The sequence below is a fragment of the Mesobacillus sp. AQ2 genome, from assembly GCF_030122805.1.
GTDB classification, from domain to species: Bacteria; Bacillota; Bacilli; order Bacillales; family Cytobacillaceae; genus Mesobacillus; species Mesobacillus oceanisediminis_A.
Map to the genome: position 1 here is coordinate 4,710,320 of NZ_CP126080.1, position 22,689 is coordinate 4,733,008.

The 22,689-nt window shown below is 45.0% G+C and carries 19 protein-coding genes; 7 read left to right on the plus strand and 12 right to left on the minus strand.

The window, feature by feature from the left end; genetic code table 11:
- The first annotated feature begins 3 nt into the window (after positions 1-3).
- On the plus strand, positions 4-720 hold the full coding sequence (locus QNH36_RS23495) for a hypothetical protein (RefSeq protein ID WP_283904393.1): 717 nt from the start codon (positions 4-6) through the stop codon (positions 718-720).
- Positions 721-1,279: 559 nt separating this feature from the next.
- On the opposite strand, the gene ybaK is transcribed toward QNH36_RS23495, so the two are convergent.
- The gene (gene ybaK, locus QNH36_RS23500; protein ID WP_283904394.1) at positions 1,280-1,768 is read right to left on the minus strand and encodes a Cys-tRNA(Pro) deacylase; all 489 of its coding nucleotides are present in this window, start codon (positions 1,766-1,768) and stop codon (positions 1,280-1,282) included.
- Between the two features lie 69 nt (positions 1,769-1,837).
- Entirely contained in the window at positions 1,838-3,172 is a 1,335-nt protein-coding gene (locus QNH36_RS23505) for a UDP-glucose dehydrogenase family protein (protein WP_283904395.1), read from the minus strand.
- Between the two features lie 181 nt (positions 3,173-3,353).
- Between QNH36_RS23505 and QNH36_RS23510 the strand changes: the two genes are divergently transcribed.
- On the plus strand, positions 3,354-4,889 hold the full coding sequence (locus tag QNH36_RS23510) for an FAD-dependent oxidoreductase (protein ID WP_283904396.1): 1,536 nt from the start codon (positions 3,354-3,356) through the stop codon (positions 4,887-4,889).
- A gap of 352 nt (positions 4,890-5,241) precedes the next feature.
- Here the strand turns inward: QNH36_RS23510 and QNH36_RS23515 are convergent, their stop codons facing one another.
- From QNH36_RS23515 to QNH36_RS23525, 3 genes are all read right to left on the minus strand, one after another.
- On the minus strand, positions 5,242-6,141 hold the full coding sequence (locus QNH36_RS23515; protein WP_283904397.1) for an NAD(P)/FAD-dependent oxidoreductase: 900 nt from the start codon (positions 6,139-6,141) through the stop codon (positions 5,242-5,244).
- A 172-nt stretch (positions 6,142-6,313) separates the two neighbouring features.
- The gene (gene pgmB / locus QNH36_RS23520) at positions 6,314-6,982 is read right to left on the minus strand and encodes a beta-phosphoglucomutase (RefSeq protein WP_283904398.1); all 669 of its coding nucleotides are present in this window, start codon (positions 6,980-6,982) and stop codon (positions 6,314-6,316) included.
- A 663-nt stretch (positions 6,983-7,645) separates the two neighbouring features.
- On the minus strand, positions 7,646-9,937 hold the full coding sequence (locus QNH36_RS23525) for a glycoside hydrolase family 65 protein (RefSeq protein WP_283904399.1): 2,292 nt from the start codon (positions 9,935-9,937) through the stop codon (positions 7,646-7,648).
- Between the two features lie 232 nt (positions 9,938-10,169).
- Here QNH36_RS23525 and QNH36_RS23530 point away from each other — a divergent pair, with 232 nt between their 5' ends.
- The gene (locus QNH36_RS23530) at positions 10,170-10,538 is read left to right on the plus strand and encodes a cytochrome-c oxidase (protein ID WP_251542481.1); all 369 of its coding nucleotides are present in this window, start codon (positions 10,170-10,172) and stop codon (positions 10,536-10,538) included.
- Between the two features lie 43 nt (positions 10,539-10,581).
- Here QNH36_RS23530 and QNH36_RS23535 read toward each other — a convergent pair whose 3' ends face one another.
- Complete coding sequence (locus tag QNH36_RS23535; RefSeq protein ID WP_251542480.1) at positions 10,582-11,787, minus strand: MFS transporter; 1,206 nt, start codon at positions 11,785-11,787, stop codon at positions 10,582-10,584.
- A gap of 204 nt (positions 11,788-11,991) precedes the next feature.
- On the opposite strand from QNH36_RS23535, the gene QNH36_RS23540 reads away from it, so the two are divergent.
- Positions 11,992-12,837, plus strand: coding sequence for a hypothetical protein (locus tag QNH36_RS23540; protein ID WP_283904400.1), 846 nt, complete (start codon positions 11,992-11,994; stop codon positions 12,835-12,837).
- 18 nt (positions 12,838-12,855) lie between these two features.
- Here QNH36_RS23540 and QNH36_RS23545 read toward each other — a convergent pair whose 3' ends face one another.
- The 3 genes from QNH36_RS23545 to QNH36_RS23555 form a co-directional block, all read right to left on the minus strand.
- Positions 12,856-15,090, minus strand: coding sequence for a sensor histidine kinase (locus QNH36_RS23545; RefSeq protein ID WP_283904401.1), 2,235 nt, complete (start codon positions 15,088-15,090; stop codon positions 12,856-12,858).
- Complete coding sequence (locus QNH36_RS23550) at positions 15,068-15,760, minus strand: response regulator transcription factor (protein WP_283904402.1); 693 nt, start codon at positions 15,758-15,760, stop codon at positions 15,068-15,070. The genes QNH36_RS23545 and QNH36_RS23550 overlap by 23 nt, the downstream gene beginning before the upstream one ends.
- 504 nt (positions 15,761-16,264) lie before the next feature.
- A complete protein-coding gene (locus QNH36_RS23555) occupies positions 16,265-16,729 on the minus strand; it encodes an HAD family hydrolase (protein WP_283904403.1) in 465 nt (154 codons plus the stop codon).
- Positions 16,730-16,789: 60 nt separating this feature from the next.
- On the opposite strand from QNH36_RS23555, the gene QNH36_RS23560 reads away from it, so the two are divergent.
- Positions 16,790-17,326, plus strand: coding sequence for a dihydrofolate reductase family protein (locus QNH36_RS23560; protein ID WP_144479333.1), 537 nt, complete (start codon positions 16,790-16,792; stop codon positions 17,324-17,326).
- Between the two features lie 17 nt (positions 17,327-17,343).
- Here QNH36_RS23560 and QNH36_RS23565 read toward each other — a convergent pair whose 3' ends face one another.
- Both QNH36_RS23565 and QNH36_RS23570 read right to left on the minus strand, forming a co-directional pair.
- Positions 17,344-18,324: a DUF4179 domain-containing protein gene (locus QNH36_RS23565; protein ID WP_144479335.1), complete on the minus strand. Its 981-nt coding sequence runs from the start codon at positions 18,322-18,324 to the stop codon at positions 17,344-17,346.
- Positions 18,302-18,835, minus strand: a complete 534-nt coding sequence (locus tag QNH36_RS23570) for a sigma-70 family RNA polymerase sigma factor (RefSeq protein WP_144479337.1) — start codon at positions 18,833-18,835, stop codon at positions 18,302-18,304. Before QNH36_RS23570 ends, QNH36_RS23565 begins: the two co-directional genes overlap by 23 nt.
- A 413-nt stretch (positions 18,836-19,248) precedes the next feature.
- On the opposite strand from QNH36_RS23570, the gene QNH36_RS23575 reads away from it, so the two are divergent.
- Positions 19,249-19,626, plus strand: a complete 378-nt coding sequence (locus tag QNH36_RS23575) for a VOC family protein (RefSeq protein ID WP_144479339.1) — start codon at positions 19,249-19,251, stop codon at positions 19,624-19,626.
- A 124-nt stretch (positions 19,627-19,750) separates the two neighbouring features.
- Here the strand turns inward: QNH36_RS23575 and QNH36_RS23580 are convergent, their stop codons facing one another.
- Complete coding sequence (locus QNH36_RS23580; RefSeq protein ID WP_144479341.1) at positions 19,751-20,626, minus strand: SGNH/GDSL hydrolase family protein; 876 nt, start codon at positions 20,624-20,626, stop codon at positions 19,751-19,753.
- Between the two features lie 260 nt (positions 20,627-20,886).
- Between QNH36_RS23580 and QNH36_RS23585 the strand changes: the two genes are divergently transcribed.
- Entirely contained in the window at positions 20,887-22,143 is a 1,257-nt protein-coding gene (locus tag QNH36_RS23585; RefSeq protein ID WP_144479343.1) for a GGDEF domain-containing protein, read from the plus strand.
- Positions 22,144-22,689: the final 546 nt, after the last annotated feature.

Consider the following 22,689-nt stretch of genomic DNA (forward strand, 5'->3'; position numbering starts at 1 on the left):
AAGATGAAACGCATACTTTTTGCTTTGCTCAGCCTGCTCATGATCAGCTTTGGACTCGCCGCCTGCCAGCAGAATGAAAAACAGCCTGCCGCTGAGAGTCGTGCTGGTGCTGAAGGCCAGGCTAGTGCAAGCACTCCCGCAACAAAAGAAGGCTTCACTGCTAAAGACAAAGTCGTCACCATCAGCGGCAAAGTCCTTTCCTATGAGGACCTGCAATTCTACCAGCTGATGAACAAGGTCGACATCGAGCTGAACCGCTCTGTTGATGAAAAGAATCTCGAAGGCGAAAACTTAAAGGAAAAACTGGCTTATTGGGATGAGCAGCTTAAGTATCACGATAACTTCAATGTGAATCTATCAAAAATGATCGAACAGCACGCAATGTACCTGCTTGCGAGGGAAAAAGGACTGGATGTTGAAAATGCGGCTGTCGCGAAAACAGTGAAAGACTACACTGCCAAAGCCGCGCAAAATGAAGCAGCTTCACAGCTTATCTCTGAATTTCCAACCGACGCATATAAAAACCGACTGAACAACTACTTCACCGAAAAGCTGCTGACACAGCAGATTTTCGACACACTCAAAGCCGATGTGATAAAAGAAAAACCCGAAGCACCAGAAATCGAAATCGCCTATGACACATCAAAAAACTACGAAGAACTCTATCAATCACAAATCGCCAGCCTGGAAATCAAGATCAATGCAGCAGAAAAACAATAAATGAGTAAAATGGGAAACAGCCCCTGCGGACAGAGGCTGTTTCTCATTTTTCATAGGTTTGCGCGGGAGATGTGACTGACTTCGGACAGCTTTTCGGTTTTTTCTCTTAAACCTGTCCGAACTCAGGGCTACTTCGGACAGCTTTTTGGGTTTTCCTCGCAAACCTGTCCGAACTCGGAGCTACTTCGGACAGCTTTTTGGCTTTTTCTCGCAAACCTGTCCGAACTCTGGACTACTTCGGACAGCTTTTCTGGTTTTCCTCTTAAACCTTTCCGAACTCTGGACTACTTCGGACAGCTTTTCTGGTTTTCCTCTTAAACCTGTCCGAACTCTGGACTACTTCGGACAGCTTTTCAGATTTTCCTCGCAAACCTGTCCAAACTCGGAGCTACTTCGGACAGCTTTTTGGCTTTTTCTCGCAAACCTGTCCGAACTCTGGACTACTTCGGACAGCTTTTCATCTTCTTCCCCCAAACCTGTCCGAACTCCGGCCTGATTCTGACAACTTTTCTGAATTCCCCATGGAACCTGTCCGAACAGTCACATGGTCTGGTCACGATTAGTCTTTTTTGGCCGTTACCAAATTGGCATATTTGCCTTCCGTTGCCTGAATCAGCTGATCCGGTTCCAACTCGATCTGGAATCCTATTTTCCCGGCACTGACGATGATGGTTTCAATTTGCTTCGCGCTCTCATTTAAAAACGTTGGATAGTTCTTTTTCATGCCAATCGGTGAGCAGCCGCCGCGGATATAACCGGTGAATTTCTGGATGTCTTTGACCGGAAGCATTTCCACTTTCTTCTCGCCAGCTTCCTTTGCCGCTTTTTTTAAGTCCAGCTCGGCTTCAACCGGAATGACAAAGACGTATAAATTCTTACTTGCCCCTACAGCCACAAGCGTCTTGTAGACCTGTGCTGCATCGCGGCCGATTTTGCCAGCAACAGTCACACCGTCAATTTTCCCATCATTTGCGTCATAAGAAAGAATCTCATACGGCACCTTCTGCGTATCGAGAATCCGCATCGCATTCGTTTTAACCTTAGCCATCCTGGTCCCTCCCAAACTGAGGTATTTAGGTTCATTTTACCTTATACTGCCAGTCGGGCACAATGAGCTTTAACGCTTGAGACTCTTTAGGCTGTCGTGAACATTCACGGCCTTCCTGCCGATAGAAAAATACGTCAGTCCAGCTGCTTCTGCCTGGTCGAGGCCATAGCAATTCCGGCCGTCAAAAATGATTGGCTGCCGCATCAATAATGGAAACCGCGTTAATTCATACTCCGTAATTTGCGGCCATTCGGTCATGATGAAAACCGCATCCGCTCCTTTGATGGCAGTGTCAGCATTTTCAGCATAATAAACCCCGCTGCCAAATAGGTGGGCGGCATTGCTCAATGCAGCCGGGTCATAGACAGAGATATCTGCCTGTTCGCCCAGCAGCCTGGCAATCAGCTCAATGGCAGGCGCCTCGCGGATGTCATCGGTATGCGGCTTGAACGCTAGGCCCAGCACGGCTACCCTTTTTCCCTCAAGGGTCCCAAACAGCTCCTTCGCTTTATGAAAAAGCTGCTGTTTCTGCCTGCTGTTCACCTCGATGACGGACCGCAGGATTTTAAAGTCATAATCATAGTACTCCGTCAGTTTTTCCAGCGCCTTCGTATCCTTCGGGAAACAGGATCCGCCATAGCCAATCCCCGCGTTTAAAAAATGGCTGCCGATCCTGTGGTCCATGCCCATGCCCTTTGCCACATCCTCAATATTGGCACCCGTATGTTCACATAAATTCGCGATTTCATTGATAAAACTGATTTTCGTCGCCAGGAAAGCATTGGATGCATACTTGATGAGCTCCGCACTGCGGACATCGGTCTGTATTACCGGCCTTCCAAATGGGTCATACAGCTTTGCCACCGCGCGGCCAGCCCCATGATCATCTGCTCCAATGACAATCCGGTCCGCGTGGAAGGTATCAAGGATACCCGAGCCCTCGCGGAGGAACTCAGGATTTGAAACGACGGACACCCGCAATTCACTTGGTATGATTGCCTTCAACTTTTGCCTGACCCATTCATTGGTCCCAACAGGCACCGTACTTTTAATGACAATGACCCCATCCCTGTCCAAGCTTTTGCCAATCGCGGCGATCGCGGCATCCAGATATTCCAGGTTCGCCGACCCGTCTTCATTTTCAGGCGTTCCGACAGCGATGAAAATATAATCAGCCTTCCTGCAGGCGGTTCTTGAATCATTTGTAAAATAAAGCCTTCTCTCCGCAAGATTCCTTCTCAGCATCTCCTCAAGACCGGGCTCATAAATCGGGCACTTCCCTTCAGAAAGGGCAGTGATTTTACGTTCATCTATATCAAAACAAGTGACATTGTAGCCCATTTCGGCAAAACAAACACCGGTGACAAGGCCAACATAGCCTGTCCCAAAAACTGCGATTTCCATATTGGCCTCCGTTATTTTTTATTCTTTATTTTATCATGCTGCACCCGTAATCCTGGCCAATTCGCTCAATTTGGTAAAAACTTGTCTATCCATATTTTTAGGGGGTAAAAGGAAAAATAGCATGATTCTCACTAAAACAGGAAAAATTAAAGACTATGAAGACTTTTAAGGAGGATTGTTGATGAACGATTATACTTCAAAGCTGCCTCGTTTCCCTGAACCTTACTGGCGTAAAACAGCTGAACTGCCTTCTTTCCCGAAGCTGCAGGAGGACCTGAAGACAGACGTTGCGATCATTGGAGGCGGAATCACAGGCTTGACCTCTGCCTACCTGCTGGCGAAAGCTGGTGCGAAAGTGGCGGTAATTGAAGCCGGCAGTATCTTAAACGGCACAACCGGGCATACAACCGCAAAGGTGACGGCACAGCACGGGTTAATTTATGACGAGCTCATCAGCCACTTTGGTGAAGATCACGCCCGCCTTTATTATCAGGCCAATTTTGACGCAATGCAATTTGTTAAAAATCTGGTGAAAGAACAGCAGATCGATTGCGATTTCACAGAAGAGGATGCCTATTTATTTACCAATTCCGATAAGGAAATGGAAAAGCTGCTTAAGGAATTCAAGGCCTATGAAAAGCTGGGTGTCGCAGGAAGTGAGTATGTATCAGAAGTACCTATTCCTGTTGAGGCGATGGCAGCCGTGGTCATGAGGAACCAGGCCCAGTTCCACCCGCTGAAATTTTTGAAACATCTGGCGGAGCGTTTTACAGAAATGGGCGGCCAAATTTATGAAAATACAACCGCAGTCGATATGGTGGAGGGCTCTGAGCCTGTCGTTACGACAAGGGACGGACATAAGGTGCACTGCAATCAGATGATCATCAGCACCCACTTCCCATTTTACGATCTAAAAGGGTTCTATTTTTCAAGGATGCAGGTCCATCGTTCCTATGTGCTTGCCGTTAAAACTGAAAAAGAATTCCCGGGCGGCATGTACATCAATGCCGAGACACCGTCACGATCCCTGCGCTATACAGACTGGAATGGCGAAAAACTGGTGCTGTTCGGCGGAGACAGCCATATCACAGGACAGGATGATAATACGCATCAGTATTATGAAGCCCTTGAGGCGTTCGCTGCCCAGACGTTCGGCGTAAAGGAAATCCCTTTCCGCTGGAGTGCGCAGGACCCGACTACACTTGATAAAATACCTTTCGTCGGAAAATACTCATCAAGCACGGATAACATCTTTGTGGCCACAGGATACCGAAAATGGGGAATGAGCAACGGTATCAATGCGGCGCTGCTGATGTCCGATCTTGTCCTAAGGAAAGACAATCCGTATGTGGATGTGTTCGAACCGCAAAGATTCCATGCAAAACCGGATGTAGCGACATTCGTTGCTGACAATGCCACTGTCGCAAAGGAACTGGTTAAAGGGAAACTGGAGCGTCCATTAACCGATCCCGAAAGCCTTGGCCACGACGAAGGCGCCGCCATAACAGTCAACGGCAAACGGGCAGGAGCCTATCGTGACGAAAACGGCCAGCTGCACGTCGTAGATACTACCTGTACCCATATGGGCTGCGAGCTAAAATGGAACAACGGCGATCGCACCTGGGATTGCCCATGCCACGGCTCACGCTTCTCCTATAAAGGAGATGTCATTGACGGGCCTGCCGAACTGCCACTGGAAAAAGTCGATCTGGAATAAAACGAAGCCGCCATTCACATGTTTGAGTGGCGGCTTTCTTTTTGTTTTGTCCAGCAGGGAACTTATTTCCCCGGCCGGAAATATATTGGTCTCTACCAGGAATAAAGTGGTTCCAACCGGGAGTATCTTGCTCCAAATGGAATATCTTGCGTCCAACTGGAGATATCCCGCTCACAACTGGAGATATCCCGCTCACAACTGGAGATATCCTGCTCACAACTGGAGATATCCTGCTCACGACTGGAGATATCTTCCCCTCAACTGGAGATATCCTCCCTTCCAACCTGCAATTTCTTCGCCCAACCGGGACAGATTACTTTCACAAGGATGAAATAACCTTATTAACAGCTAATTATTCCTTTTCCGCTAAAAGTGTCTTATGGATCCAGATGCTGGCCTGCATGCCGTCTCCCATCGCGATTGTTGTTTGCTCGGAATGGGCTACAAGGTCACCTGCTGCCCAAACGTTTTCGACATTGGTCATCTTGGTCCTTGGGTCCACTAATACATGCTTGTTTTTATGAAGGTCGACGCCAAGCTGTTGCGCGAGCTGCGATTTTACTTCATTTCCTCCAAAGGCCATGAAGCCGCGTTCCGACGTCAGCTTCTCACCATTTGCAAGCATAATCCCCCTGAAATCCGGACCATCCGCCAGCACCTTTTCAATTGGACCTTCAACATACTTAATTCCCTTTTTCTTCATGGCGGACATTATATCCTCGTCCACTTCTTTGTTTTCATGATTCACATAAGTGAGTTTATCTGTGAAATAATTCAGGGTCAGTGCCATGTTTGCGCCAGGATTCCCCGAGCCCATTACGATTGTCGACTTGTCTTTCACTTCATGTCCATCACAATCCGGACAGATATACACACTGATTCCCAGAGTAGGCATCAGCTCCGGGAAAGGAGGAATCCGGTCCATGACTCCTGTGGCCAGGAGCAATGTCTTCGCCTCGTAAGTATCTCCACTCTCCGCTTTGACTTCAAAACCAGCCCCTGTTTTTTTTGCAGCCTCAGCTTTTCCGATCACAAACTCCACGCCATACTGAGCAGCCTGTTTTCGGCCGATTTCCCTTAACTGTGGACCGCTTACTCCATCCGGGTAGCCAAGAATATTATGATAACTTTGGCATAATGCGGACCTTCCATCTCCTGCATCAAGCACCATTGTTTTATGATTGTAACGTCCGAGTTGAATCGCCGCCTGCAGTCCGGCAATCCCCCCTCCAACTATAAGGCAATCGTACATACTACTACACCGTCCTTTTTAAAAATTCCCATAGTAGCATATTTCCCTGTTAAAGAGCGGATAATCCAACAATTACTTTCTGAATGTTTTTACTAATACTAGTTTTGACGAAACCAACAAAATGGCTCTTTTAAAAAAACCAGCCGCATAGCTGCGACTGGGTTTTGGAGTGTTAACTATTATAAACTTCTACGATTTTCTCAAATGAAAGCTTAGAAGTGCTGGTATAGACAATATCAGCATTTTCAAAGCTTTCCTTAGGACCGACAGCAACTGCATACATTCCGGCAGCTTTGATGGCCTGTACGCCAGCTGCTGCATCCTCGACACCGATGCAGGCTTCAGGCTCAACGCCTAGCATTTCGGCAGCACACAGGAAGACTTCCGGATGCGGCTTGCCGTTTACGACTGTTTTTGCGTCAACGATGATATCAAATTCGGATTTCATCCCGAGCGACTCCATTACGGTGAACGCGTTCTTGCTTGCTGACGCAAGGCCTAGTTTTAGCCCATTATCTTTGATGTCCCTGATCAATTCCTTGATCGCCGGCAACAGGTCAGCAGGAGTGATGTTCTGGATCAATGTCAGGTAGTGCTCATTTTTCTTCTCAGCCAATGCTTCTTTTTCATCAACTGAAAAATCCCCCATCCGGCCGCCAAGCTCAAGAATCTTTTCGAGAGAATCCATCCGGGAAACACCCTTCAGCTCCTCGTTGTCCTCACGGGTAAAAGTAATTCCCAAATCCTCAGCCAGCGCCTTCCACGCTAAAAAGTGGTATTCCGCTGTATCCGTAATGACCCCATCAAGGTCAAAAATAAAAGCTTTTAGTGGTCTAGTCATTGTCAAAACTCCTTTCACGAGTCATCCATGCAGTCTCAGAAGCAGATTCTGAGGATCATTGGACATTTCATTCCCACTCAAACACGCAAATGTCTATATAATTGCTTTTCTTGACTTCTCTTCGCCATTCACTATCCAAAATGTCTATTAAGACTCGGTTCTTGGACATTTCAACGCTTTCTATTCTTCAAAATGTCCATTTAAGCACGTTTCTTGGACATTTCAACAGCTTCTGCTCTTCAAAATGTCTATTAAACCGCTTTTCTTGGACATTTCATCCCTTCACACTCTCCAAAATGTCCATTAAACCACTTTTCTTGGACATTTCAACAGCTTCTGCTCTCCAAAATGTCCATTAAACCACTTTTCTTGGACATTTCAACCCTTCACACTCTCCAAAATGTCCATTAAACCACTTTTCTTGGACATTTCAACCCTTCACACTCTCCAAAATGTCCATTAAACCGCTTTTCTTGGACATTTCAACCCTTCACACTCTCCAAAATGTCCATTAAAGCACCTTTCTTGGACATTTCTACACCTTCCGCTCTTCAAAATGTCTATTAAATCCACCCTTTTTGGCCATTTCACTGCAATTCACACAGTAAAATCTTTCTCCAATGAGAGAGACCTTCAGGCTTGCCTAAAGATCTCTTCATCAACTTATTTCAATTTTACAGAAAGCTTGCCTTCTGCAGGGATTGTTACGTCCTCGCCGTAAAGTTTCAGGGCGAGTTCTGGTCCTTGCTGTGTGAGGATGACGTTTTCCTGGTTCACTTCTACCTTGATGTAGTGGTCGCGGTAGATGATCTTGAAGCTGTATTGCTCCCAGGCTTTCGGGATGAATGGTGCGAATGACAATGTGCCTTCTGCTGTGCGCATGCCTGCGAAGCCCTGGACGATCGCCAGCCATGCACCTGTCATGCTTGTGATGTGCAGCCCGTCTTCTGTATCGTTGTTGTAGTTATCTAGGTCAAGGCGCGCCGTGCGGTTGTACATTTCGTATGCCTTTTCTTCCATGCCAAGCTCTGCTGCAAGTACTGCGTGAATACTTGGTGACAATGATGACTCGTGGACGGTCATTGGCTCATAGAATTCAAAGTTGCGGCGCTTCTCTTCTTCCGAGAATTCATGGTTGAAGAAGTATAGACCCTGAAGAACATCTGCCTGCTTGATGAAGCAGCTGCGCAGGATTTTATCCCATGACCAGTTCTGGTTGATTGGGCGATCTTCGGCTGCAAGCTCATCCACCGTCATCAAATCTTTATCAAGGAATGTATCGTGCTGAACGAAGACACCTTTTTCTTCATCGTAAGGGAAATACATTCTTTCAACGATATCCTGCCACTTAGCAAGTTCTTCAGTAGAGAATTCAAGGCCTTCGAGGCGCGCCTCATGGCCATTCTGCTTAAGTAAATCGATGACTTCAAGCGTGTATCGCAGTGTCCATACAGCGATACGGTTTGTATACCAGTTGTTGTTAACATTGTTTTCGTATTCATTCGGACCTGTTACGCCATGGATCATATAGACATTCTTGCTCTTATTGAAGTGAACTCGGTCAGCCCAGAAACGAGAGATGCCAGCGAGCACATCAATTCCGTATTCGTGGAGATAATCTTTATCCCCAGTGTAATTCACATAGTTATATATCGCATAGGCGATCGCACCGTTACGATGAATCTCCTCGAACGTGATCTCCCACTCATTGTGGCACTCCACGCCTGTAAAAGTAACCATTGGGTAAAGTGCACCCTTCAGTCCCTGCTGCTTCGCATTATGGTAGGCTCCTTCCAGCTGGTTGTGGCGATAGACAAGCAGGTTGCGTGCAACCTCTGACTCTGCAGTAGAAAGGTAGAGCGGAATTGCGTAAGCTTCTGTATCCCAGTAAGTAGCACCGCCATATTTTTCACCTGTGAAACCTTTAGGGCCGATGTTCAGGCGCGAATCTTCTCCATAATAAGTTGAGAATAACTGGAACAGGTTAAAGCGGATTCCCTGCTGTGCAGAGTCATCACCGGCAATTTCGATATCAGCAATTTCCCAGCGGCTCAGCCAGCCATTTCTATGCTCTTCCAATAACTGTTCGAACCCTTTTTCAACAGAACGATCAAGCACTTCACGCCCTTTTGAAACCAGTTCGCCAGCTTCATAGTCACGGTCGGTTGTAACAGCAACATATTTATAAAGGGTTACAGTTTGTCCCTGTTCAGCTTTCACTTCGATGACATTTTCTACGTATTCTGCTTTTTCATTTACTTCAACCTTTGACACATCGCCTTCGACAACCGTTTGCATAGTTGTCGCTACCTGGAAAGTCGGAGTGCCGAATGGATTGTCTTTCGTCTTCATGACAAGGCTGCCGCTGTAGTCTGCAACATCCCTGCTGACTTCATACCAGAAGTCCTCTTCATAGTTGGAGTCTTCATTGCGGACGTCCCCATCAAGATAAGGAACAAAGGTAACGTTTCCATTATAGTTTTTGGCAGTGACAGAGTAACGAATAGCGGCCAGCTCCTGATCAGCTACTGACAGGAAGCGAACGGCTTCCACTTCTGTTTCATTTCCGTTTAGAGTGACGGTAAATTTTCGTGTCAAAATACCATGCTGCATATCAAGCTCGCGATAGTAATCGCTTACTTCAGCATTGTGCAAATCCAATTCTTCACCATCAATTAGTACTTTGATGCCGATAAAGTTCGTGGAGTTGATGACCTTTCCAAAATAATTCGGATAGCCATTTTTCCACCAGCCTACACGTGTTTTATCCGGGAACCAGACACCGGCAATATAAGATCCGCGATGGAAATCCCCAGAGTATGTTTCTTCAAAATTCCCGCGCATGCCCATATGTCCATTCCCAAGGCTCATGATGCTTTCAGCCAGGCGGAAATCCTCTTTATTCAAGTCCGTTTCGACGATCTTCCAGCTATCAATTCCAAATAATCTTTTCATAGCTTTATCTCCCTTTTAGAAGTTGTACAAACGTTTGCACTATTATATCATGAATATCCGTAAAAATGACGAAAACAAAGGTGATATTTTTGTGTCATGGGGAACTTATTATTATTTTACTATCATCGTCGATAGGAAAAATAAATTTACCTATTTCATTAGTACATATGTTATAAATTTTCAGAACTTTTATATAATCTAAAAGAACTAATTAGAGAGGAGGAAAATAGCTTTGAGCATACGGTTTTTCAAGGTCGCTGCGGTCTATTTTGTTATTGCCATCATTCTAGGAATTGTTATGGGGATCGTCCATGATTTCACCATGTCCTCAGTGCATGCACACTTAAACTTGTTAGGCTGGGTCTCAATGGCCCTGTTCGGGACGATTTATTATTTATTTCCACAGGCTGGTGACAGCAAGCTTGCTTCAACGCACTTCTGGCTTCATAACATTGGAGTTCCGGTCATGCAGGGCGGGATTACATTATCCATGTTGGCAGGGGGAGTCATTTTCACCGTCTTTGCCATTGTGGGATCATTAGTCGTGGTCATTGGGGGCATTCTCTTTCTTGTGAATGTGTTCAAATATGTTCATGCATGATTAAGATGAAAAAGTTCGCCTCCTCGAAGGCGAACTTTTTCTTTTAAGCCAGCTCTTTCTGCTTCGTCTCCGTACCCCAGAAAAATACTGCCGCGGCACCAATCAGGATCGCGATACAGAAGATCGTGAAGATGGCTGTGATCGATAGATTTTGCGCTGAAAGATACGGGACCATCAGCGGTCCGGCAATTCCGCCGATGCGGCCAAAGGATGCGGCCATTCCCGCTCCTGAACCGCGGATTGTCGTTGGATATTGTTCTGGTGTGTAGGCGTACAATGCGCCCCAGGCACCAAGGTTGAAGAATGACAGCAAAATTCCAGCCGTAATCAGCAATGCCAGCGAATCTGCCGTCCCAAAGAAATAGGCGCTGAGGGCAGTTCCAATTAAATAAACAACCAGCACGAACTTCCTTCCCGCTTTTTCAATCAGCCATGCTGCGGTAAAATACCCCGGAAGCTGGGCGAGAGTCATGATCAAGACGTATTGGAAACTCTTGATCAATGTGAATCCCTTCATGACCATCACGCTCGGCAGCCAGAGGAACATTCCATAGTAGGAAAATACAACACTGAACCATAGAATCCATAGCATCGCCGTTCTCTTGAAATGTTCCCTTGACCAGACCTCTGCGATGCTCTCCCTCATCGTCAGCCGTTCTTTCTTGGAAACCGCAAGGAATCTTGGTGAATCAGGCAAGTTGATACGAAGATACAATGCATACAATGCCGGCAATGCACTTAGGATTAACGCCATTTGCCAGCCAAACTTCGGAATGATGAAATATGAAATCAACGCTGCAACTAGCCAGCCTGCCGCCCAGAAGCTTTCAAGCAGTACAACGACACGCCCGCGTTTCTCCGCAGGCACACTTTCAGAAACAAGTGTGGATGCAACCGGCAATTCACCGCCAAGCCCCATTCCGATAAAAAACCTCAGCAGTAAAAAGAATGACAAGGTTGTTGCCATCGCAGATATTCCGCTTCCAGCAGAGAAAAGCAATAAAGTAATGATAAAGACGTTTTTCCGGCCGATCCGGTCAGCAAGCAATCCAAATACGAAGGCACCGACTGCCATACCAATTGAGTTTACGCTGCCAATCCACCCCATTTCCTTGCCTGTTAATCCCCAGTCCACCTGCAGGGCAGCAATGACAAAGGACAGAATCCCCACATCCATTGCATCAAACATCCAGCCGAGCCCGGCAATCCCTAATAGCTTCTTTTCTGAAATCTCCTGTGACTTTTTCATAAAACCCTCCTGCAACACTAGCGAGATACAAATAGTTTCCCTAAAATGGGTTGTTTTAACATAAATTTTTGTGCTGCTTCTTTATATTACCATGTGTCTTTACACTAGTCATGATATAAATTTACAGGTTCTGTTCCGGTAAATAATTTCAAAGAATTAGCAAACATTATAGCTATATACTTTGTAAAAACTGGAGTGTTGGATATGAAAAAAAACAAACTCGCTTCAAAGAACGCTATTCCTTTTCTGCTGCTGGCTGTCGTTCATGTCTTGCTTTTTTTCATATTCACTAAAAGAAGCCGCCAAAAGAATATATGGACCTTGCTGCTCACCAATATTGGATTGGCTTATTTATTCGAGTACCCGGTCCTAAATTTGTTCAAAGGGTACTCCTATAAGCCAAAGGTCCTTAAGAAAAGAGCCCATGATCAAATCCTCGGGGCTATTTTATCACAGGGATTTTATGTTCCCATCACGGCCACCCTCCTTACTTTGTACCGAAAAAATAAGTACTGGAAGCTCGGCAGCACGCTTATTTATTATGGTATTGAACGATATTTCCTGCATTTGAAAATCTATAAAGCCTACTGGTGGAAGCCATCCTATACGGTATTCTTTATGAATATCTACTTTTATATCAGCGATTGGTTTTACAAAGCCTTGAATGCGGAGAAAAAATGGGCACTAGTGATAGCCCAATACCTGTCAACTGAAGTCATCTGTGTTACATTGCTCTATATATCTGCGGTTGGCAGGAAAGTCCGCTTTGGACGGGGAATCTACCACTCATGGCGCGAACATTTTATCATCGCTCCCCTCTACAGCCTGGTCCGGGCAGTTTTCCTTGTCATCACCTCTTCAAGACAAGGGATCCTTCCAAGGCTGAACATGTTCATAGGATTGACCGGCATGGATTGGGTTCTGGTGAGGACCGGTCTCTTGAAGTTGCATAAGCTCTGGAATATTCCATTCAATGCAATGATGGTCCTGGTATCAAGGTATTTGTATATAATAATCCGCCAAAAACAGCCAAAGCCCCCCTCTGCATAGCAAAAGGGGGTGCTGGTGTTAAGCTAATTGGTCAAGGACGACTGTTACCTTGAACAGATCTCCGTCTACCTCGATGTCAAGCGAGCCTTCGTGCAGATCGACGATCGATTTGGCGATTGCCAGCCCTAGCCCGGAACCTTCTGTATGGCGGGACTTGTCTCCGCGTTTGAAGCGCTCGAACAGTTCATCCAGGTCTTCTCCTAGCTCATATTTGGTGATATTTTTAAAAGTGAGCACCACCTGGTTTTGCTCTTCTTTTACCGAAATATAGACCCTCGTATTCTCCAGTGCATACTTCAGGATATTGCCGATCAGATTATCGAACACCCTCCAGAGTTTTTGCCCGTCAACAAATGCATAAACCGGATGATCCGGCTGGGAAACGCGCAGCTTTAATGAAGACTGGCTCAGCGCTTCGTTATGTTCGGCCAATGCCTGCTGCAGCAGCTGGTTAAGGTCGACCTTCTCCTTATTCAGCTCGATATTGCCGCTCGCCATTTTCGTTGCTTCGAACAAGTCATCGATCAGCACCTTGAGCCGCTTTGATTTACGGTCGAGGATTTCGATGTAGGAATCACGGTCTTCATGTGCGAGCTCAGGTGTCTTCAGCAGCTCAGTGTAGGTAATAATAGAAGTAAGCGGAGTCCTTAGATCATGGCTTACATTCGTAATCAATTCCGTTTTCAGGCGTTCACTTTTAGCCTGCTCTTTGTGGGAGGATTTCACAGTGTTTCTGAGCGCATTGATATTTGCTGCATGTTTCGCGATTGCAGATTTCCCTTTCACCGGTATGTCCGCACCTAAATTGCCTGCAGCCAATTCTTCTGTATGCTTCATTACTTTATTCAGGTAGCCAGCTTTCCTCATGATCATGATGAAAATCGGAAGACTGATGACACCAAAAGCGAATGCAATGACGATTATTTCTCCGCCGCCTGCTACAAGGACTGCAACAAACAGCATGCCCATCACAAAAACAAGCCCGAGGATTAAAAGCAGCTGGAATCCGATGCTCTTGATTAAAAACGCATTTAGAATGGAGTGATAGCTTTTCACTAACAAGCTGTTATTCAGGTCCTCTTTCAGCTTTGGCCAATCCTTGCGGTACTCTGATAGGAATCTCAGCTGAATCCACCCGAATGCCAGCAATGAAGCTGCAGCAACCAGACTGACGATCAGCTCGGTAAGCGTAGCGAAGACATTTGAATGATAATAAACAAATTGTTCACTGATCAAAGTCATGGACAGCAAAAGGAAAAACGCTGTCATTAAAAGAATCACTGCCCTTACATCCAGCGGGATTCTCACATAGAAGGGCTTCCACTGGTCGAATGAGCCTAAAACAGTTGCCGGTTTCCGTTTTGTCAGAAAATAACTCGCAATCAAGGCCGCAATACTCGCTAAAAGATAACCGAAAAAGAGCTTTTGGCTTTTCTGATAGTCTTTATAATTCATGATGGCGATGTTTTTTTCTGATGCGTGCTTAGAAAGCCCGATTTGGCCGGTCATATCCCGGTCTTTTTGATTCTCGAGGATTGTTTCAGCCACTTCATTATAGGGCAGGAAGTTTTCATTATAACCAGTGAACATATAGTTTTTTTGCAAACCCTCGTAATCCAGCACATAATACATATCTTTTTTATTCAGGTAGTCAGAGGCTGATTCACCTTTTGACAGATTAAGGTTCGTAATCACTTCTCCTGTTGTGTTGTCTTTAAGGTAATATTTGAAGGCATTCCCAAGATTGTTGAACTCGCGGCGGTAATTTTCCAGGTCCCGGTAAAACTCATCAATCTTCTTTTCTTTTTCTTTGACGATTTTAGCGCGGACATATTCATCACTATTAAAGTTCTCTGTGATATCCGCAATCTTTTCGTCTCTTTCCTTCTTAAGTACAGCTTCGGCTGCCTTGTTTTCTGAATCGATGGCCGCCCGGATCTGGTCTTCATATTGCATGCTAATATTAGAAATTTGATCACTGAGATTGCCGTATCTAGTACGATGCTCTTCAATTTCCTCATCAGAAACAGTGATTTGCTTTTTCATTTCTTCTTTCGGCATTTTATAGAGCTCAAACATATTCAGCATGGAAACAAATTGATCCATTTGCGAGTTATATTCCTCCGACTCAAAATAATTGCCTTGCATAAACCTGCTTCCGTTTGTCAGAACTGAAAAAATACCGCTTAAACCAAATGCAATCAGAAGTACCCAGGTTACAAATAAATACTTACTTTTCGATTTTATATCCAATCCCCCACACCACCTTCAAAAATCTTGGATTCTTCGGATCGATCTCTATTTTTTCACGGATCTTGCGGATATGGACGGCGACTGTGTTTTCAGCATTGTAGCTCGGCTCCTTCCACACGAGCTCGTAAATATCATTGATAGAGAACACTCTGCCGGCATTCGTCATCAGCAGTTCGAGGATCTTGTACTCGATTGGCGTCAGTTTTACCGGTTCGCCGTGGGCGGTGACCTCCTTCGAGGACTGGTCGAGTGTCAGGCCATTCAGGTCAATCACCTTCGCCTTCCCTTCGTATGTACCGAGCGTGACATATCTCCTGAGCTGCGACTTCACCCTGGCGATCAGTTCAAGCGGATTGAACGGCTTCGTCACATAATCATCCGCACCAACCTGAAGCCCGAGAATTTTATCTGTATCCTCCGCCTTTGCACTCAAAATGATGATCGGGATGTTCTTGTCTTCCCGGATTCTGAACGTCGTGGTAATCCCGTCCTGACGCGGCATCATTACATCGAGCAGGATCAAATGGACCGGCTGCTCATTCAGCTTCTCGATCGCTTCGATTCCATCCGCCGCCTTGATGACCTTGATTCCTTCGTTCTTTAAATAAATCTCGATCGCATCCCGTATCTCTTTCTCATCATCCACGACAAGCACATTGTATTGTTCCAAGTTTGAAAACCCCCTTCCCTAACAGGCAAACTTTGATATTTTCTATTCTAGGCAGTGAACCTTAATATTCACTGAGCATAAATCTTAAGATTTTCTTAATAATGGTAAAAGTGGTGTGTGAATCTATTATATATTTTTGTGAAGGATGAGAGGAAAGGGATTTTTGAAGATGTTTTTTATAAATCTTACAGAAGAAATCGGCTCAATCCCCAGGATAGTGAGCCGGTTGGATAAGTTTCATGCCTTTTTATTATTGTTGAATCTTTTTATTGGCGGTTTTCACAATTTTATTGGCGATTTTTTAGTTTTATTGGCGAAAAAACAAATTTATTGGCGAATTCACCCTACTTTTTGACGAAAATCAGATTTTATTGGCGAACTGGAAATTTCGGTCGTTTTTTCCCAGTTTAGGGTCGGTACTTGGGAAGTTACAGTTAGTGTATGTAAAAAACCACACTATTACTGTGTTTTTTCCATCTGCGGTTTTTACTTTCCTTCAACCGGTTATTTTCGCAGCGTAGCGATCAACCGCTTGGGATTAAGCAGCAGATCCAACCCATCATTGATATCTTCAATCACCAGATCGCTTTTCAACAGTGTTGCCGTTGCGCAGCCTTCTCTTCCGGCTATGACAATGGCGAGGTCGGATTCTGCGAACATCGATTCATCATTTGCTCCATTCCCCATGCAGAGCACGCCTTCCAGCCCCCGGACAAATTCCCCCTTCTCGTCTGTATGATTCTCTGACTTCAGAATTTGTACCGTGACAGGCAGTCCCTCACACTGCCGGACCACACTGCCGTTTGTATCCGCTGTAATGACATGAATCTCCATTTCCCTGCTAAGCAGCTGGATTCTTTCACCTACGCCAGAGATCAGCTCGCCGCCAAAAGCAATCGTTCCGTTAAAATCAAGGACCAGATGATGCAGGTTGAACTGGCCTCTCCCTGGAATATTCAAGTCAAGCATGCAGATGCCCCCTCAAATTTGATAGAATAACGTTATTATACACCTGCATGGAGGATATCGATGAAAAATAACAAAGTCATACTGTATATCGCAATGAGCCTGGATGGCTATATCGCCAGGCCGGATGGGGCTGTTGACTGGCTGGATGAAGTTGAAGGTGTTGGCGATAATGGTTACGGTAAATTTTACGCCCAGGTCGGAACGGTGATCATGGGTCGGAAAACGTATGAGGAAGTTCTGAAACTGACGGATGAGTTCCCTTATGCCGGTAATGACTGCTATGTTCTAACGCGGCAGTCCCAGGAAAGCACTCCTCATGTGACGTTTACCGATGAAGACCTGGAAACACTGGTCTCCCGTGTCAAAAAAGTTTCTGATGGGTATGTCTGGCTTGTCGGCGGCGGAGTGCTTGTGAGACAATTCCTTGAAAAAAAGCTGATCGACGAGATGGAACTTTATATCATTCCTAAAACAATTGGCGAAGGAATCCCGCTGTTTCCCGATGGCACACCACCTTCTGATTGGGAATTAGCCAGCACAGGGCGCTACGGTCAGATTGCGGCACTGAACTATAAATTGAAAAAAGGCGCTGAATGATATCCAGCGCCTTTTCTTTATAATTCAATTTTGACTGACTCTAGTTCTTCTCCTGATTCCAATGCTGGCTTGACTTCAATAAAATCCGACTCTAATACCATTGGGATTGTGACCCGTCTCTTCTCCGTAACCAAGCCATTTTCGATTTCCCTTCCAATCTTGGTATCCGAAGTCCCTCCAATGATTTCCTTGCCCTTACCATCGAAAAGATCAATCATGACGCTTTGTCCGCCTTCTGGATAGCTCATTGTATATTCAATTGCTGTCGAGGATTTTCCCGTAATCAGTTTTTCGAGCGTGACTTTATGCTGACCAAGTTCAGTTGACTGACCTAGTTCGACCGTTTCATACGGCAGCTGCAAAATCGGTACATCAAAATTCCATTTCCCCTGTTCGTCCTTCCAGCTGTCATCAATTTCACCAATACCGAGGAAGTTCAACGGCAAATTCATTTCTGCCGGCAGCCCGCTTCTCGGGTAGCTCAATTGGATATGCCCTTTATAGCCAGCTCCATCCGGCACCAATTTCACCAGTTCCATTGTTTCTTCTATATTAGGGTCACGGTCGAAGATTTCATAGAATGCGTAAATATCATCCTTATCTCCTTTGACTTCACCCTTAACATCAAAAGTCACCCCGATAATCGCCCCATCATAGTAGGCTTCTGTAACTGTCACATCAATACCATCATATGTTGCCTTTTCGTCCAATTCGGTAATCAGTTGTTGAGAGGCCAGGTTTTCAGCTACCTTGTCATGCTCATACAATTTTGCCAGTAAAGGGATTTCAGCCATCACACTTGCCATAGATGGGAACATGAAACCTGATGAGATGAAAAGAGCTGCAGCAGCTGCTGATACTGCCCCTGCTTTAAATAGCGGCCGCCGTTTAGGTTTCATTTTGCTTCCTTTCCGAACACCCGCCTGAATTGCGCTTACGACATCTTCTTCAGGCACATCAATCTCGCCGACGAATTCAAGAAACGTTTTCTTTTCCATTTACCTCGCCTCCCAATCTATTTTTCAATTCCTTTCGGCCACGCTGCAGATAGGTCTTAACGGTATTCTCGGGTATGTCCATCATTCTGGCAATCTCGCTGATTGACAGGTCATGATAGTAAAACAGGATAATCGCTGTTCTATGCTGTTCTTTCAGCAGAGTAATGGCCTCCATCAAATCCAGGTTCTCCGCGACCCTATTATCACTGCTCGAAGGCAGCTCAACCAGTTCGTTCACCGGCATTTCTTTTTTCCTTTTTTTCAAAATGTCATAAGCACAATGAATCAAAATCCTCGTCAGCCAGGTTAAAAAGTATTGTTCATTCTTCAGCTGCCCAATCGCCAGAAATGCCTTGCATGAGGTTTCCTGGACAATATCAAGGGCATCCTCTCTGTTCCCCGCATATAAAAAAGCGGTTCGGTATAATCGCTCACTATGTAAAATCAACAGCTCTTCGAAAGACCTGGCATTCCCCTTCACTGCTTTCTTCACTAGCCTTTCTTCTTTCATTTCCTGACCTCCTTTCACTTTTTAGAGCAGAATCAGGTTAAAAAAGTTTCAACATTTCCGAGATTATTTTTCTAATAGTTTGGAGATTACCACGAATTCATTTATATTGATAGACTACCTTACAATGTGAAGTTATGACTATCTTCTTCGCAAGCATTTATAAAAGCCTTGCAGGAGACGCCAAACCCCTGACCACTTTGGACGAGTCGAAAAGAATCACACCCCCACACATGTGATTGTCGGAACTAAGGATTTGTTAGGCGAAAAGAATTTCCAGAAAGCGGAAGGACTTTTCGGCCAGCAACTAGAAATAAAAAGTTATCAGATGGGCCATTTTCCATCACCTGAAAACCTTGAAAAAATTGATACAGACATAAGGGCCTTTCTGAAAAAACACTATTAGGAGACAAGTCATGCAATCAAACCAAATTAAAAAAATTGGTCAAATCGGCATCCCTGTTAAAAATATTGAAAGAGCCACTGCCTTTTATCAGGAAAAATTAGGGCTGCCACTTTTATTCAATACCGATACAATGGCATTTTTCGATTGTGGCGGTGTCAGACTCTTGTTAAGCATCCCGGAAAATGAGCAATTTGCCCACCCGAGTTCCGTACTTTACTTCCAGGTTGAAAATATCAGAGCAAAATATGAGGAGCTTCTGTCAATTGGGGTGAATTTCGCAGGTGAACCGCATGTTGTAGCGAAAATCGGCAATACAGAAACGTGGATGGTGTTTTTTATGGACTCTGAAGAAAACACCCACGCCTTTATTTCTGAGGTTGTTGCATAGAAAGTTGTTTTCGTATGGATTTTTACTGACCTGGGGGTTCTTCGATGATCCTTTTGTATCGGATATGCGAAAAGTAACTTCTTAAAAACAAAAAAGGATACTGCCACATTCGCAGGACCCCTTTTTACTGGATTGCTTTCAGTTCATTCTTTTTAAGGAATAGCTCGATTTGATGAGCGGCCATCATCCCAGCTGTGCTGTTCAAATGGATGCCGTCCGTCAGCAGCAAGTATCCGTTTCGGACCGATATGCGGTCAAGGCTGTAACCGTACACGAAATGGTCGGTGACCGCTTTTTCGTACAGCTTCATGCTGTTTTTCAGCGAGCGTCCCCTCGTCTGGCCTTTTCCCTTTAGATAGGCTTTTAATTTTTCATTGAATGGAAGGTAGGAAACATTGTGTATTTCCGCGATTTTCTTGATGACGTCATTGTACTGGTCAATTTCCTTATTCGCTTTGGAAAAGAGGTTCTCACCAGCCACCGGCAGTGACAAAAGCCCGATATTGGCATGTGTTTCTGCTTTCAGTCTTGCAACAATCAGGGCAAGGTTCTTTTCATACACCAGTAATGACGGCTTTTCTAATTGCTCCGCAAGCTTGATATTCTTCCTGGCAAACTCAGGAGCTATTTTAGCTGAGGCGTCATTCAAGCCGACCAGGAGCACTACATAATCCGGCTGGCATGCAATCACGCTGTCCAGGCGCTGGAGGACGTCATAAGCCGTACTGCCATTCACGCCTGCGTTGATAAATTGGTAATCCTGGCAGCTCCGCCTCCTGGCTGCGTCATCAACGAAATTGTAGCTGATATTTCCATGGACTACATCGCCGCCGACCACAGCCACCAGCCTTTTGCCTTCCTGGTGCAGGCCTTTTTCCAGAAAAGCATGCGGATTATTGGCAGGCAAGTGTTTCAACCTGCTCTTCCGCTGGTAGTACAGTGATAAACTTACCGCAGCGGTCAACAAAAGCACTAAAATTCCGCCAAATAGTAATTCCATGTAAAACCCCTCTTCATTATATATTAATTAAATATTCTGAATATATATAATAAAATATTCGACAAAAAGCAGAATAATCCCTTTTCTGAGGGTTGTCTCCTGACATTAAAAGATTATAAATCCATTATAGCCCTTTATGATATGTGACAGACAATGAAATGGCACAAAAATTTGCACAAATCAAAAAATTACTTTGCAACTTTATTTAGAATTAGGATAAAATTAGGATGGTAGAGTTTGGGAGAGGGGAATTTTTACCTATGCTGAAAGCTAGGTTGTATGATTTTACATTATTTTTTGCTGCTATTGCCGTTGCTTTTGGTCTGGGTGTCTTTACATTAGATAAAAATGTGTTTTTAATCGCATTATTCATTTATTGGTTATTCTCAACCCTTTACAATCATTTACGGATCACCGCGCAAAACGGGACACTGAAATTCGACTACGGAATCAGCTATAGTTTATCCTTCGGGATTTTCGCGGGACCGATTGGACTATTTATTTTCGAGACCATCCTCCGATTCACTGTTTACTTTTCAAGGAAAAGTTCAAAAACCGCTGATGAAGATGAATTCTGGGATACATTTTACAATATAGGCGCACATGCGCTGATTTACTCCATTGGTTACTTTTTGTTTCAATGGGGATACGAGGCGTTCAATAACATACCATTTGGTTTCTGGCTCTTGATGTGCATCCTGACTGTGACAACTACTTTAATTTCCTATACTTTTTTATCGACTGCCTTTTTTATCATGGGCGAAATCAAGAATGTCAAGCAGGCTGTCAGGTTTTTCCGGGAAAGCAATAACTGGCTTGACCTGGGTAAAACAGCGTTCACGAATGGCCTGCTGCTGCTGTTGCTGACAGAACAGAAATGGGACATGGTCGTCGGCCTGTTCATCCTGAACTACCTTGTGAGCCGCTCCTTCCACTCGAAGTCGCAAAGCATCAAAAACAAGATTGAACGGGACAAGTTCGAACAAATGGCCTATACGGACTTCCTGACCAGGATTCCAAACAGAGCATTCATGGATAAAAAAATGTCCGAATTAAACAAGGCTGGTGAAACAGTCGGCATCGTCGTAGCCGATATCGATAAATTCAAGCTGATCAATGACTCGTACAATCATGCGGTGGGAGACCGGGTCATCCAGCATTTTGCCAATACTCTCAAAAGCTATTTATCTGCGGACGACTACGTTTTCCGCAGCGGGGGAGAAGAGTTCACCTTGATCCTGAGGAATAAATCCCTTAACCAAACCATCGATCTCGTTGAAAAAATCCGTCATGGAGTCGAAACAAGCTCAGTCGAAGTCGATTATCAATCCGAGAAACATAAAGTTAGCATCACCTCTTCCTTTGGGCTGTATTACTTCAAAGTAAACCAGTATACCTCCATGGAAAAAGGCTACATCTACGCTGACCAGCTCCTGCTGCAATCGAAGGAGCTCGGCAAAAACAAAGTCACCGTCAAGGACGAGCTACCTCAGAAGACCCCGGTGAATGCCATGTAAAAAGACAGAGAACGCGTATCTCTGTCTTTTTTTCGTTTGAAGTGTGGCCAGGTGCTGATTTTGACAACTTTGATGTTGTGCACCTCAAACCTGTCTGAATTCAGGGCTTTTTTTGACAGCTTTTCTGCTTTGCGCCTCGAACCTGTCTGAATTCCGAGCTTTTTTTGACAGCTTTTGGGCCTTCCGCCTCAAACTTGTCTAAATCCAGTTGTTTTTTTGACAGCTTTTCTGCTCTGCGCCTCAAACCTGTCTAAATTCAGAGCTTTTTTTGACAGCTTTTAGGCCTTGCGCCTCAAACCTGTCTAAATCCAGTTGTTTTTTTGACAGCTTTTCTGCTCTGCACCTCGAACCTGTCAGGATCCAGGGCTTTTTTTGACAGCTTTTAGGCCTTGCGCCTCAAACCTGCCCAAATCCAGAGCTTTTTTGACAGCTTTTCTGCTCTGCTCCTCGAACCTGTCAGAATCCAGGACTTTTTTTGACAGCTTTTCTGCTCTGCGCCTCAAACCTGTCTGAATTCCGAGCTTTTTTTGACAGCTTTTGGGCCTT

Excerpts from the sequence above, each read along its gene's own strand:
- QNH36_RS23495 (WP_283904393.1), top strand. The coding sequence starts at position 4 with ATGAAACGCATACTTTTTGCTTTGCTCAGCCTGCTCATGATCAGCTTT.
- ybaK (WP_283904394.1), bottom strand. The coding sequence starts at position 1,768 with ATGGCTAAGGTTAAAACGAATGCGATGCGGATTCTCGATACGCAGAAG.
- QNH36_RS23505 (WP_283904395.1), bottom strand. The coding sequence starts at position 3,172 with ATGGAAATCGCAGTTTTTGGGACAGGCTATGTTGGCCTTGTCACCGGT.
- QNH36_RS23510 (WP_283904396.1), top strand. The coding sequence starts at position 3,354 with ATGAACGATTATACTTCAAAGCTGCCTCGTTTCCCTGAACCTTACTGG.
- QNH36_RS23515 (WP_283904397.1), bottom strand. The coding sequence starts at position 6,141 with ATGTACGATTGCCTTATAGTTGGAGGGGGGATTGCCGGACTGCAGGCG.
- pgmB (WP_283904398.1), bottom strand. The coding sequence starts at position 6,982 with ATGACTAGACCACTAAAAGCTTTTATTTTTGACCTTGATGGGGTCATT.
- QNH36_RS23525 (WP_283904399.1), bottom strand. The coding sequence starts at position 9,937 with ATGAAAAGATTATTTGGAATTGATAGCTGGAAGATCGTCGAAACGGAC.
- QNH36_RS23535 (WP_251542480.1), bottom strand. The coding sequence starts at position 11,787 with ATGAAAAAGTCACAGGAGATTTCAGAAAAGAAGCTATTAGGGATTGCC.
- QNH36_RS23540 (WP_283904400.1), top strand. The coding sequence starts at position 11,992 with ATGAAAAAAAACAAACTCGCTTCAAAGAACGCTATTCCTTTTCTGCTG.
- QNH36_RS23555 (WP_283904403.1), bottom strand. The coding sequence starts at position 16,729 with ATGCTTGACTTGAATATTCCAGGGAGAGGCCAGTTCAACCTGCATCAT.
- QNH36_RS23560 (WP_144479333.1), top strand. The coding sequence starts at position 16,790 with ATGAAAAATAACAAAGTCATACTGTATATCGCAATGAGCCTGGATGGC.
- QNH36_RS23565 (WP_144479335.1), bottom strand. The coding sequence starts at position 18,324 with ATGGAAAAGAAAACGTTTCTTGAATTCGTCGGCGAGATTGATGTGCCT.
- QNH36_RS23570 (WP_144479337.1), bottom strand. The coding sequence starts at position 18,835 with ATGAAAGAAGAAAGGCTAGTGAAGAAAGCAGTGAAGGGGAATGCCAGG.
- QNH36_RS23575 (WP_144479339.1), top strand. The coding sequence starts at position 19,249 with ATGCAATCAAACCAAATTAAAAAAATTGGTCAAATCGGCATCCCTGTT.
- QNH36_RS23580 (WP_144479341.1), bottom strand. The coding sequence starts at position 20,626 with ATGGAATTACTATTTGGCGGAATTTTAGTGCTTTTGTTGACCGCTGCG.
- QNH36_RS23585 (WP_144479343.1), top strand. The coding sequence starts at position 20,887 with ATGCTGAAAGCTAGGTTGTATGATTTTACATTATTTTTTGCTGCTATT.